Genomic DNA, 12,663 nt, shown 5'->3' with positions numbered 1-12,663 from the left:
AAGATTCGTGTTTCTACGTTCATCGGTATTAAGCCCGTTAGACCTGGTACGCGTCTTTAACTGCTGGCCGTGGCGTTCCCGCCCGGACGCCGGGTTGCCGCCGGCTCGGTAAGTCGCTGCCGTACTCGGACCGGTCGGCCGGCATCGTCCGGGTAGCGGCCGTCCCAGCGGTCACCCCGGTCCCGCGACGCCCCGGCGGCCCCGCGGATCCAGGGCGGCCGGCCGACCGCAAGGCATCGAGGCATTGCCATGGAAGCGCTCCCATGCGAGAATCGCTGCACGCGGTTCGGGGAGCCACACCGCGCAGGCAGGTGTCGAGGGCATCCGGTCCCGCCGGACGACATCCCGCCACCGACCGACCGGCGCTGTCTCCGGCGGTCGCTCGCACCACCACCACAGCCCGTCCGGGTCGGGCACCCCCCGAAACATCCCGTTGGCACCGGCGGCCGCCCCCAGGGCGTCCACCGGGCCACCCGCCGGGCCGTTCGCGGGCCCGGTCTCGCCCAAGGAGATCAGTGGCATGAATGTGTGGAGAAGACTGTCCGGCCCCCGCCGGGCACTCGCGCTCGCCGGCGCGGGCGCCCTGGTCGCCGGCGGGTTGGTGACCATTCCGGTCACCGTGGCGCACGCGGCGACCCAGTGCGACGTCGCCTACTCGACGAACGACTGGCCGGGTGGCTTCACCGCGAGCATCACCATCAAGAACATCGGCGATCCGATCAACGGCTGGACGCTGGGCTGGACGTTCCCGAACTCCGGCCAGCGGGTGCAGCAGGGCTGGTCCGCCGAGTTCACCCAGACCGGCAGCCAGGTCACCGCCCGTAGCCTGTCGTACAACGGCAGCCTGGCCACCGGCGCCTCGACCAGCCTCGGGTTCAACGGCGCCTGGAGCGGCAGCAACCCGAAGCCCACCTCGTTCACGCTCAACGGGGTGACGTGCAACGGCGGCACGCCGCCCACCGACCCGCCGCCCACCGACCCGCCACCCACGAACCCGCCGCCGGGCACCAAGGTCGACAACCCGTACGCCGGGGCGCGGGGCTACGTGAACCCGGAGTGGAAGGCCAAGGCGGACGCGGAGCCCGGCGGCAGCCGGATCTCCAGCAACCCGACCGCGGTCTGGCTGGACCGGATCGCCGCCATCAACGGCACTCCGGACAGCAGCTCCAACGGAGCGTTCGGGGTCCGCGACCACCTGGACGAGGCGCTGCGGCAGGGTGCCGGCTACATCCAGTTCGTGATCTACAACCTGCCGGGCCGGGACTGCGCCGCGCTCGCCAGCAACGGTGAGCTCGGCCCCGACGAGCTGCCGAGGTACAAGGCCCAGTACATCGACCCGATCGCCGCCATCCAGGCCGACCCGAAGTACGCCAGCCTGCGGATCATCAACATCATCGAGATCGACTCACTGCCGAATCTGGTCACCAACACCTCCGGCCAGCCGGGCGGCACGACGATGTGCGACACGGTCAAGGCGAACGGCGCCTACGTCAACGGCGTCGGCTACGCCCTGGCCAAGCTGGGCGCGATCGGCAACGTCTACAACTACATCGACGCCGCGCACCACGGCTGGATCGGCTGGGACAGCAACTTCGGCCCGACCGCCGACATGCTGAAGTCCGCCGCCGTCGCCTCCGGCAGCACGGTGCGCAACGTGCACGGCTTCATCGTCAACACGGCCAACTACTCGGCGCTGCGCGAGCCGTACGTCAAGGTCACCGACTCGGTGAACGGCCAGACCGTCCGGCAGTCCAAGTGGATCGACTGGAACCAGTACGTCGACGAGCTCTCGTTCGCGCAGGCGTTCCGGCAGAAGCTGGTCTCGGTCGGCTTCGAGTCCGGCATCGGCATGCTGATCGACACCTCCCGCAACGGCTGGGGCGGCACCGCCCGGCCCACCGGCCCGGGCGCGACGACCAACGTGGACACCTACGTCAACGGTGGTCGGATCGACCGCCGGATCCACGCCGGCAACTGGTGCAACCAGTCCGGCGCGGGCCTGGGGGAGCGGCCGAAGGCCGCCCCGGAGACGGGCATCGACGCGTACGTCTGGGTGAAGCCCCCGGGTGAGTCGGATGGCTCCAGCACGCTGATCGAGAACGACGAGGGCAAGGGCTTCGACCGGATGTGCGACCCGACGTACACCGGCAACCCGCGCAACGGGAACAACCCGACCGGTGCCCTGCCGAACGCGCCGATCTCCGGCGCGTGGTTCTCCGCCCAGTTCCAGGAGCTGATGCGGAACGCCTACCCGGCACTGTGAGGGTGCCGCCCGCCTGCCGCCGGCAGTAGGTGAGGCACTGCCGGCGGCAGGCCCCCAGGCCCCTGACCCGACCGTCCCCCGGTCGGGTCAGGGGCCTCTCGCGCCACCGGTCAGGGCACCGTCCGCTCCACCGCCGCCCGACCCAGCTCGGCCAGGTCCTGGCGGGCCCGCTCGATGTTCTCCGGCGTGAGGTCCTGACCCCGCGCCATGACCAGGTCCTCCGGATCCCAGGGCTGCTCGGCGCCGGTGCGGATGTTGTCGCCGCCGGCGCCGGTCCCGGTCCCGGTGGCGCCGGTACCGGCCGCGTACGGGTCGCCGAGGATGTCGTCCGTCGGGGCGTCCCGGTCGACGCGGGCCCCCGGTTCGCCGAAGGACGGATTGTCCCGGTCGGCGCCGCCCCCGGTGATGAGCTGCGGGACGGTGCTGTCGTCGTCCACCGCGGCGGCCATCTCCGGGCTCTCCTCCAGCGGCGGTTGGCGGTCGCGATCGCTCATGCTGCTGCCCTCCTGTCCCCAGCGCGGTCCCTGATCCCCCTCGCCTACCCCGTCCGGTGCTCCTCATGCCCCGGCGGGTTCGACTCCCATCCGGGCGGCCCGGCCGGCCCGGGTTCAGTGCCCGTCGGCGCCGGTCGGGCGGTCCGGAGGGCCGATCACGCCGCGCTCCTCGGGGGTGGCCGGCGGCTCGGCCGGGCGGAGCCACTGCCAGAGCAGCATCAGCAGGCCGAAACCGAGCATCGCCAGTCCGGCCCAGAGGTTGATCCGTACGCCCTGCGCCTTGTCGATCTCGGCCGGGCTGTCGAACACGCCCATCAGGGCGACGATGACCCCGTACGCGACGAACAGGCCGCCGATCACCCGGCGGATGTCGAACAGCCGCGCGGCCGCAGACCGCCGCTGTTCCTCCTCGGCCCCGGTGATCAGTGGATCGCGGGCCGGCTCGCTGCGGTTGTCCATCTGGCGATCACCCTTTCTAGAAGACCGGGATGTAGAACACGATGGCGAGCGCCACGGCGATCACGCCCAGCAGCACCGGGGAGCGGTACCAGGCGGTGTCCCCGGCCAGCACGTCGCTCTTCAGGTCGATGCCGCCCGTGCCGTAGACCAGGCCACGCAGGTCCGCGTCGGGCTTCGGGGCGGTCAGCGGGGTGATGATCGCGGCGACCACGGCCACCGTGACGAACGCGATGCCGGCGCCCCAGAAGCTCTCCTCCAGGTCGGAGTTGAAATGGATCACTCCGCCCTTGTAGAGCAGGTAGGTGGCGAGCGCGGCGAGGGTGCCGAGCAGCAGGGACCAGAAGCCGGCCAGCGCGGTCATCCGCTTCCAGAACATGCCGATGATGAAGGTGGCGAAGAGCGGCGCGTTGAAGAGGGAGAAGAGGGCCTGGATGTAGTTCATGATGTTGCTGAACCCGGCCGCGATGAAGGCGGTGCCGATGCCGATCACCACCGCCGCGATGGTGGCGTACCGGCCGATCCGCAGGTAGTAGTCGTCGGGCCGGTCACGGCGGACGTACGCCTGCCAGATGTCGTAGGTGAACACGGTGTTGAAGCCGCTGACGTTGGCCGCCATGCCGGCCATGAACGAGGCGAGCAGGCCGGTGACCGCGACGCCGAGCACACCGTTCGGGAGCAGGTCGCGCATCAGCAGCGGGATGGCGTTGTTGTACTGCAGTTCGCCGCTCTCCGCGCCGAGGCCCTGCACGGTGACCAGGGCCACCAGGCCGGGGATCACGGTGACCAGGGGGATGAACAGCTTCGGGTACGCGGCGATGATCGGCGTACGCCGGGCCGCGCTCATGTTCTTCGCCGACAGCGCCCGCTGCACCTCGGCGAAGTTGGTCGTCCAGTAGCCGAACGAGAGCACGAAGCCGAGGCCGAAGACGATGCCGATCCAGTGCGCGCCGAGCGGGTTGGCCGTGCTGGTCGTGTCCTGCCAGGCGTGCAGTCCCGCCTCGCCGAGCTTCGAGTCGCGGACCGCGTCCATCAGGCCGGAGACGCCGCCGACCTTGACCAGGCCGATCACGGTGACCGGGATCAGGCCGGCCAGGATCACGAAGAACTGGAGCACCTCGTTGTAGATCGCGCCGGAGAGACCGCCGATGGTGATGTACGCCAGCACGATCGCCGCGCCGATCACGATCGCGACCCAGAGCGGCCAGCCGAGCAGCGCCTGCATCACCAGGGCCAGCGCGTAGAGGTTGACCCCGGCGATCAGCACCTGGGCGACCGCGAAGCTGATCGCGTTCAGCAGGTGCGTCGGCCGGTTGAACCGCAGCCGCAGGTACTCGGGGACGCTGCGGACCTTCGAGCCGTAGTAGAAGGGCATCATCACGATGCCGAGGAAGACCATCGCCGGCACGGCGCCGATCCAGTAGTAGTGCAGCGTCATCACGCCGTACTGGGCGCCGTTGGCGGCCATGCCGATGATCTCCAGCGCCCCCAGGTTGGCCGACACGAACGCCAGCCCGGTCACCCAGGCCGGCAGCGAGCGGCCGGAGAGGAAGAAGTCGACGCTGGTGCGGATCGCGCGGCGGGCGGCGAAGCCGACGCCGAGGACGGTCACGAAGTAGAGCCCCAGCAGGAGGTAGTCCAGCGCGTTCATCTCGAGTCGAAGTCCGCCGCCGTCCATTGCCGTCACCCTTCGCCCGGACGTCCGCTGTATGTGCCGCGCGCGCCCTATTACCCGGAATGCGAAATCCCACGCCTGACCGTGCATACGGGTCGGCTCCGCCGCGGACGCCCCGGACGGCGTCACCCGATCGGGTGACGCGGACACACGTGGGCGCCCCGGCCGGTCGGCCGGGGCGCCCGTCGTGATCGGTCAGCGGCCGAGCACCCGGTCCAGGAAGTCCCGGTAGCCGCGGACCGCCATCCGCAGCTCCTCGGTGTCCGCGGAGCCGGCCTGCTGCCAACCGCCGAGGCTGGTCCGCTGCGCCGCCAACGCCGAGGAGAGGGCCTGGATGGCCTCCTCGACCAGCGCCTGGGCCTCGCCGGCTGCCGCCCGTGGGTCGTCCACGAAACGGAGCTGGACGTCCCGCCAGCGGTCCCGGAAGCCCTGCGCGATCTCCGCGTCGAAGAGGGTCGCCGGCTCGGCGGCCACGGTCGAACCGGCCGGGCGGGAGGTCCCGGCGGCCGCGAGGTCGCCGGTCGCGGTGGTGCCCGCCCCGGCGGCGGCCGGATCGGCGTCCGGGGAGACCGCGTCCGGGTCGACCATCCGGGGCGCCGCGCTGCCGTAGCCGGCCGCGCCGGCGGCGCCCGCGCCCGGGTCGCCGCCCAGCGGGGTCAGGTCGCCCCGGCGCTCGGCGTCGCCGTCACCGACGCCGGCCGGCACGGCGGCACCCTCCGCCGACTCGTTGAGGTCCGCACTGTCGCGGGGCCCGACCTCCGGCTGGCCGTCGCGCCGGTGCAGCTCCGCGGTCGGGTCGGCGCGCAACCCCTCCCGCTCGCCCTCCTCGGCGCCGTCGCCCGGCCAGGCGGTGCGCTCGTCCCGGGGATCCGGTTCGTCCTCGGGGCGAGGGCTGGCCAGGGCGGACGCGGCGACCGCCCCGCCCACGGTGGGGGCGCCGAAGGTGGTTGGCACCGGGCCGGGGTCGTGGAAGCCGCCCTCGTCGGCGTCCCGCTCGGCCGCCCGGACGACCCGTTCGTCGTCGTCCGGGCCCGGTCGCCGGCCGGACGCGTCGGCGCGTTCGGCGTATCCGGTCCGGTCGGCGTCACCGGCGACCGCCGGGTCGTCGAAGGTGCCGCGGTCGTCCAGCGCGTCCTCCGGCACCTCCGCCGGCCCGCTCCGGTCGTCGGCGCCCGGCACCGGCACCGGATGGGATCGGACGGCCTCGGGGTGGTCGTTCACCTGCTGCTTCTCCTGGCGCATGCGGTGGCCTCCTCAGCGGCTCGTGACGTCGTGCGGCGTGTCCGTGTCCGGGTGGCGCTGCTCCGGCGGCTGGTGTCCCACCGGCTCCTCGCCGAGCAGGTCCGCGAAGAGGGCCCGGTAGTGCACGACGGCCTGCCGCAGCTCCTCGGTGCTCGCCTCGCCGCGGGTGTTGCGCAGGTGGATCTCGTGCGCGTCCCGGTAGTGGGTCAGCGTGCGGGCGTGCTCGACGGAGAGGTGGGCGATCTGGTCCGAGAAGTCACCGGTGGGGTAGCCCCGCTCCGCGATCAGCCGGGTGACCAGTTCGTCCGCGTCGCCCACGGTTTCGGCCGGGGAGTCGATGAAGCGGACCTGGAGTTCCTCCCAGGCGGCGGCGTAGCGGGCCCGGGACTCCGGGTCGAGCGGGGTGAGCGTGAGCTCGGCGTGCCGACGCTCCCGGTCCCGCAGCTCGCGCTCGGCGGCGCCGCGGCTGTCCTGCTCGGCGACCACCCGGTCGTACTCCGGCCCGAACCGGCTGCGCAGCGACCGGCGCCGGGCCAGCGTCCAACCGGCGGCGGCCAACGCGGCGATCACCAGTACGACGATGACGATGACGATTATCTGCGTGGGCGACATGGCTCCTCCTTCGCCACCGGTATTCCCTCGGGTCACTGATCGCCAATCCCGATCCGGGGCACTTTCCTGCGCGATCCGGCCGGGAGCGGTCCGAGTGGGTGCGTCGGCGCCCAGCATCATCGGCCGCGAAAACTTGACTCATTCCAGAAAACGCGCTTGGCTGGGACGGTGCCGGCCGGGCCCGACCCGGGGCGATCTGTCGACACCCACCGCGACCCGGGCCTCAGCAGGCGAAACCATCAGGAGGAGAGCGATGAGCGACCCGCAGGCCGGCAAGCCGGTCCTCACGACCCGTCAGGGTCACCCGGTGCACAACAACCAGCAGCAGCGGACGGTCGGCTCGCGTGGTCCGGCGACGCTGGAGAACTACCACTTCCTCGAAAAGATCAGCCACTTCGACCGGGAGCGCATCCCGGAGCGGGTGGTGCACGCCCGCGGCTTCGTCGCGCACGGCGAGTTCGAGGCGTACGGGACGATCGGTGACGAGCCGGCCTCGGCGTACACCCGGGCCAAGCTCTTCCAGACCAGGGGCGGGAAGACCCCGGTGACCGTCCGGTTCTCCACGGTCATCGGCGGCCGGGACTCCTCCGAGGCCACCCGTGACCCGCGTGGCTTCGCGGTGAAGTTCCGCACCGAGGACGGCAACTGGGACCTGGTCGGCAACAACCTGCCGGTCTTCTTCATCCGCGATGCGATCAAGTTCCCGGACGTGATCCACTCGCTGAAGCCGGACCCGGTCACCTTCCGCCAGGAGCCGAACCGGATCTTCGACTTCATGGCGAACACGCCCGAGTCGATGCACATGCTGACCTGGCTGTTCAGCCCGCGCGGCATTCCGGCGAACTACCGCACCCAGGACGGCTTCGGGGTGAACACCTACCGGCTGGTCGACGCCGCCGGCGTGGGCGTCCTGGTCAAGTACCACTGGAAGTCGCGGCAGGGCGTCAAGTCGCTGACCGAGGAGCAGGCCGCGACGATTCAGGCCACCGAGCTGGGCCACGCCTCGAAGGACCTCTACGAGGCGATCGAGCGCGGCGAGTACCCGCAGTGGGAGCTCAACGTCCAGATCATGAGCGACGACGAGCACCCGGAGCTGGACTTCGACCCGCTCGACGACACCAAGACCTGGCCGGAGGACGCCTTCCCGCTCCGCCCGGTCGGCGTGATGACGCTCAACCGCAACGTCACCAACTTCCACAACGAGAACGAGCAGCTCGCGTTCGGCACCGGCGTGCTGGTCGACGGCCTCGACTTCTCCGACGACAAGATGCTGGTCGGGCGGACCTTCTCCTACTCGGACACGCAGCGCTACCGGGTCGGCCCGAACTACCTCCAGCTGCCGATCAACGCTCCGCGGGAGGACGTCCAGGTCAACACGAACCAGGACGGTGGCCAGATGTCGTACCGGGTGGACAAACGGGGCGCCAACCCGCACATCAACTTCGAGCCGTCGTCGGTGGCCGGCCTGGAGCAGGCCGACGAGTCGTACCGGGAGTACCGTCCGTTCGTCTCCGGGCAGGTCATGCGCGCGCCGCTCGAGCGGCAGAACAACTACGCCCAGGCGGGCGAGCGGTTCCGCACCATGCCCGCGTGGGAGCGGGACGACCTGGTGAAGAACCTGATCAACCTGCTGGGCCAGTGTGACAAGCACATCCAGGAGAAGATGGTCTGGCACTTCAGCCAGTGCGACGAGCAGTACGGCCGGCGGATCGCCGACGGGCTCGGCATCCCTGTCAACGCCTGATCGACCCAGCCCTGGGCGTCCCGTCGGTCACCACCGGTGGGGCGCCTGGCTTGGCGGGGGGTCCACACCGGAGCGTCGTGGTAGTCGCAACGGGCGGTAGTGCATCCGCCCGGGATTACGTATCCTTCCCAAGGCGCCCGTGCCGGTGCCCGGCGCCCGATGCCGGGAGACTGCCCCGGTGGGAGCGCTGCCCGGCCGTCGCCGGAGCCCCTCCTGCCACACGTCCGGGCGAGGTCCGATGAAAACGCGCGACTGGCCGATCCGCTCGAAGCTGACGGCGCTGGTCGTGGTGCCGGTCACCGCGCTGCTGGCGCTCTGGATCTTCGCCACCACGCTCACCTTCGGGCCGGCCCTCGACCTGCTCGCCGCGCGGACCTTCCTCTACGACCTGGGCCGTCCCGGCGAGGCGGTCGTCGCCGAGCTGCAACGGGAACGCCGGCTCACCGTCGTGCAGCTCGCCGGCGACGAGCCGCTGCCCGCCCTGGCCGAGCAGCGGCAGCGTACCGACCAGGCGATCGACGAGCTGCGCCGCCGGGTCGCGGGTGAGGCGTTGCGGGAGGCCGCCGACGGGCCGCTGGAGGCCCGGATCGACCGGCTGGTGACCGGCCTGGACGCGCTGCCCTCCGGCCGCGACTTCATCGACCAGCGGAAACTGGACCGTGCCGGCGCCTTTGGCCTCTACAACGGAATGATCTCCTCGGCGTTCCAGACGTTCGCCGGGATGGCCGCGCTGCCCGAGCCGGACCTCAACCGGGAAGCCCTGGCGGTGACCGCGCTCGGTCGCTCCCGGGAGCTGCTCGGGCAGGCCGACGCCCTGCTGGCCGGCGCGTTGACCGCCGGCCGGTTCGCCGCGGGCGAGCATGCCCAACTGGTGCAGATCATCGGCAACCAGCGGTTCCTCGCCGGGGACGCGGTGGCCGACCTGCCGGCGACGGACCGGGCGGCGTACCAGCGGCTGACCGAGGGGGAGGCCTTCGTCCGGCTCCAGGCGATGCAGGACAGCCTGGTCGCCGCCGACCGCTCGGCGGCGCCACCGGTCGACCCGGCCGCCTGGCAGGCCAGCTACGACGCGGTCCAGCAACAGTTGCGCGAGTTCGAGCTGGCCGCGGCCGACGGGCTGACCGACCGCTCGGTGCCGACCGCGGTACGCATCCTCGTCCGGCTCGCCGCCGCGGGGGTGCTCGGGCTGGTCGCCGTCGTGGTGTCGGTGCTGGTCGCGGTGAAGGTCGGCCGATCGCTGGCCCGCCGGCTCACCGGGGTACGCGGCGCCGCCCTGGAGCTGGCCGAGCACCGGCTGCCCGACGTGGTGACCCGGCTGCGCCGGGGCGAGCACGTCGACGTGGCCCGGGAGGCGCCCGCGCTGGAGTACGGCGACGACGAGATCGGCCAGGTGGGCCGGGCGTTCACCGAGGTGCAGCGGACCGCGGTCCGGGCGGCGGTGGACGAGGTCACCCTGCGACGGGGGCTCAACGAGGTCTTCCTCAACATCGCCCGGCGCAGCCAGGGCCTGGTGCACCGGCAGCTCGCCCTGCTGGACCGGATGGAGCGGGGCACCGAGGACCCGGACGAGCTGGCCGAGCTGTTCCAGGTGGACCACCTGGCCACCCGGCTCCGCCGGCACGCCGAGGACCTGGTCATCCTGGCCGGTGCCGCGCCCGGCCGGGGGTGGCGCAATCCGGTCGCGATGGTCGACCTGGTCCGCGGGGCGATCTCGGAGGTCGAGGCGTACGACCGGGTGGACATCACCGCCGCGCAGCCCGCGGGCGTGCTCGGGCGCGCGGTCGGCGACCTGATCCACCTGCTCGCCGAGCTGATCGAGAACGCCACCGCGTTCTCGCCGCCGGGCACGCGGGTCGTGGTCTCCGGCGAGCGGGTGGCCAACGGCTACGCGCTGGAGATCACCGATCGCGGCCTGGGCATGTCGGACGCGGCGCTGGCCGACGCCAACCGCCGGCTGACCCGCTCGCCCGAGTTCGACCCCGCCGAGAGCGCCCGGCTCGGTCTGTTCGTGGTGGCCCGGTTGGCGGCCCGGCATGCGGTGCGGGTGAGCCTGCGCCGGTCCGAGGCGGGTGGGGTGATCGCGGTGGTGCTGCTGCCCACCGACCTGATCACCGAGGAGCCGGCGCTGGCCGGCCTGGACACCCCCGGTCGCGGACCGGGGCGACCGGACCGGCGGTTGACGCGCGGCGCGCGGCGCGCCACCGCGCCCCGGCCCCGCACCGCGCGCCGCGGCGCGGGCGACGGCTCGCCGGCCATCGGCCGGTCCGCGCCGGTGCCGCCGCGCGATGGCGCTGTCGGGCCGACGGGTGCGGTGGCCCCGGACGATCCGGTGGAAGCCTCCGCCCCGCCCACCCCGGAGACCGCGGGCGAGATCGACGGCCTGCCGCGTCGGGTCCGCCGGCGTCCGCCGGCCGCCCGACCCCGGCATCCGGCCAGCGACACGCCGACCCCAAGGCCGCCCGAGGAGGTGCGCCGGATGATGTCGGCGTTGCAGTCCGGCACCATCCGGGGGCGTCAGGCCGCCGAGGAGGCCCGCCCGGGTCCCGCGCCCGACGTGGCCGGCCCGGTGCCACCCGAGGACGCCCCGCCCGCGCCGTCCGACGCCGCGGTGGCACCCGAACCCCCGACCGAGACAGAGAGGGACGCCTAGTGCGGCAATCGACGAAGCAGAGCGCCGATCTCGACTGGCTGCTCGACGACCTGGTGCAACGGGTACCGGCCGCCCGCGAGGCGGTGGTGCTCTCCGGCGACGGACTGCTGCTCGGTGCCTCCGCCGAGCTGGACCGCGCCGACGCCGAGCACCTCTGCGCCCTGGCCTCCGGCTTCGCCAGCCTGGCCCGGGGCGCGAGCCGGCACGTCGACGGCGGTCCGGTGCGGCAGACGGTGGTGGAGATGGAGTCGGCGTACCTCTTCGTCACGGCCGCCGGGCAGGGCGCCTGCCTGGCCGTGGTGAGCGATGCCGACGCGGACATCGGCCTGGTGGCGTACGAGATGGCGATGCTGGTCATCCGGGTGGGCGAGAACCTCAGTGCGCCGGCCCGGTCGACGGCGGGTGCCGTCGATGCGGACTGAGCCGCCCGGGCCGCAGCACGAGTGGCTGGACGGCGCCGCCGGCCCGGTCGTCCGTCCCTACACCCTCACCGGCGGCCGGGTCCGCTCCGCCGCCGACAGCTTCGATTTGGTCGCGTTCGTGCTGGCCGGGTCGCCTCCGGACGCCGCAGACCCGCAGCTGCCGCCCGAGCACCGGCGCCTGGTCGAGCTCGCCCACCGGCCGGTTCCCTTGGCGGAGCTGGCGGCCGAGCTGGACCTCGCGGTCGGCGTGGTCCGGGTGCTCCTCGGCGACCTGCTGGCTCGTGGGCTGGTCGCGGTGCACGAGCCGCCGACCGCAGCTCACCTTCCGCACGACGACATCCTCAAGGCGGTGGTCAGTGGACTCCGTGCGCTATGACCGGACGGGTGCCGGCCCCCAGATCCCGCTGGCCCTGAAGATCCTCGTCGCCGGCGGCTTCGGCGCCGGCAAGACGACGCTGGTGAGCGCGTTGAGCGAGGTCCGGCCGTTGCAGACCGAGGAGATCCTGACCGGCGCCGGGGTCGGCACCGACGATCTCTCCGGGGTGGAGGGGAAGTCCACCACCACGGTGGCGATGGACTTCGGGCGGATCACCATCAACGACGACCTCCAGCTCTACCTCTTCGGCACGCCGGGGCAGGACCGGTTCTGGTTCCTCTGGGACGAGTTGGCCTTCGGCGCGCTCGGTGCGGTGGTGCTCGCCGACACCCGCCGGCTGGCCGACTGCTTCCCCTCGATCGACTACTTCGAGCAGCGGGGCATCCCGTTCGTGGTGGGGGTGAACTGCTTCGACGACGCCCGCCGGTTCGACCTGGAGACCGTACGCCAGGCGCTGGACCTCGACCCGCACGTGCCACTGGTGCTCTGCGACGCGCGGGAGCGGCAGTCCGGCAAGCTGGTGCTGATCTCGCTGGTCGAGCATGTGGCCCGGCAGCGGGGCGAGCCGGTGCCGGCGGCCTGACCGGCTCACCGCGCGCCTCACCCGCGCGACCTGGGCCGCGGCTCGCCCCGAGGGCGGGCCGCACCGGGCGACGCGGAAGTCAGCCGTACCGGGAGGGCTAACCGGGCGGGTTCGTGGGCAACCCTCTGGTTGGATCTGACGCAGGA

At 72.4% G+C, this 12,663-nt stretch carries 11 protein-coding genes; 6 read left to right on the top strand and 5 right to left on the bottom strand.

The features are described from left to right. The first annotated feature begins 520 nt into the window (after positions 1–520). Positions 521–2,263, top strand: coding sequence for a glycoside hydrolase family 6 protein (locus ACIBBA_RS20350; RefSeq protein WP_396699268.1), 1,743 nt, complete (start codon positions 521–523; stop codon positions 2,261–2,263). A 110-nt stretch (positions 2,264–2,373) separates the two neighbouring features. Here the strand turns inward: ACIBBA_RS20350 and ACIBBA_RS20345 are convergent, their stop codons facing one another. The 5 genes from ACIBBA_RS20345 to ACIBBA_RS20325 form a co-directional block, all read right to left on the bottom strand. Next, entirely contained in the window at positions 2,374–2,757 is a 384-nt protein-coding gene (locus tag ACIBBA_RS20345; RefSeq protein WP_350871883.1) for a hypothetical protein, read from the bottom strand. Between the two features lie 114 nt (positions 2,758–2,871). Beyond that, entirely contained in the window at positions 2,872–3,216 is a 345-nt protein-coding gene (locus tag ACIBBA_RS20340) for a hypothetical protein (RefSeq protein WP_396699266.1), read from the bottom strand. A 16-nt stretch (positions 3,217–3,232) separates the two neighbouring features. Continuing rightward, complete coding sequence (locus ACIBBA_RS20335) at positions 3,233–4,891, bottom strand: sodium:solute symporter family protein (protein WP_396699264.1); 1,659 nt, start codon at positions 4,889–4,891, stop codon at positions 3,233–3,235. A gap of 192 nt (positions 4,892–5,083) precedes the next feature. Beyond that, complete coding sequence (locus tag ACIBBA_RS20330; protein ID WP_396699262.1) at positions 5,084–6,130, bottom strand: hypothetical protein; 1,047 nt, start codon at positions 6,128–6,130, stop codon at positions 5,084–5,086. Positions 6,131–6,142: 12 nt separating this feature from the next. Continuing rightward, complete coding sequence (locus tag ACIBBA_RS20325; RefSeq protein WP_350871889.1) at positions 6,143–6,742, bottom strand: hypothetical protein; 600 nt, start codon at positions 6,740–6,742, stop codon at positions 6,143–6,145. 253 nt (positions 6,743–6,995) lie between these two features. Here ACIBBA_RS20325 and ACIBBA_RS20320 point away from each other — a divergent pair, with 253 nt between their 5' ends. The 5 genes from ACIBBA_RS20320 (at position 6,996) to ACIBBA_RS20300 (ending at position 12,517) form a co-directional block, all read left to right on the top strand. Then, positions 6,996–8,486: a catalase gene (locus ACIBBA_RS20320; protein ID WP_396699259.1), complete on the top strand. Its 1,491-nt coding sequence runs from the start codon at positions 6,996–6,998 to the stop codon at positions 8,484–8,486. A 238-nt stretch (positions 8,487–8,724) separates the two neighbouring features. Continuing rightward, complete coding sequence (locus ACIBBA_RS20315) at positions 8,725–11,136, top strand: nitrate- and nitrite sensing domain-containing protein (protein ID WP_396699257.1); 2,412 nt, start codon at positions 8,725–8,727, stop codon at positions 11,134–11,136. Beyond that, the gene (locus ACIBBA_RS20310; RefSeq protein ID WP_350871895.1) at positions 11,136–11,558 is read left to right on the top strand and encodes a roadblock/LC7 domain-containing protein; all 423 of its coding nucleotides are present in this window, start codon (positions 11,136–11,138) and stop codon (positions 11,556–11,558) included. The genes ACIBBA_RS20315 and ACIBBA_RS20310 overlap by 1 nt, the downstream gene beginning before the upstream one ends. After that, positions 11,548–11,934 carry a DUF742 domain-containing protein gene (locus ACIBBA_RS20305; RefSeq protein ID WP_396699255.1) on the top strand — a complete coding sequence of 129 codons (387 nt, stop codon included), beginning with the start codon at positions 11,548–11,550 and terminating at the stop codon, positions 11,932–11,934. The genes ACIBBA_RS20310 and ACIBBA_RS20305 overlap by 11 nt, the downstream gene beginning before the upstream one ends. Next, the gene (locus tag ACIBBA_RS20300; protein ID WP_396699253.1) at positions 11,915–12,517 is read left to right on the top strand and encodes a GTP-binding protein; all 603 of its coding nucleotides are present in this window, start codon (positions 11,915–11,917) and stop codon (positions 12,515–12,517) included. Before ACIBBA_RS20305 ends, ACIBBA_RS20300 begins: the two co-directional genes overlap by 20 nt. Positions 12,518–12,663 lie beyond the last annotated feature (146 nt).

The sequence above is a fragment of the Micromonospora sp. NPDC051006 genome, assembly GCF_044456245.1.
Lineage (GTDB): Bacteria > Actinomycetota > Actinomycetes > Mycobacteriales > Micromonosporaceae > Micromonospora.
This window is presented reverse-complemented; position numbering and strand designations above follow the sequence as displayed.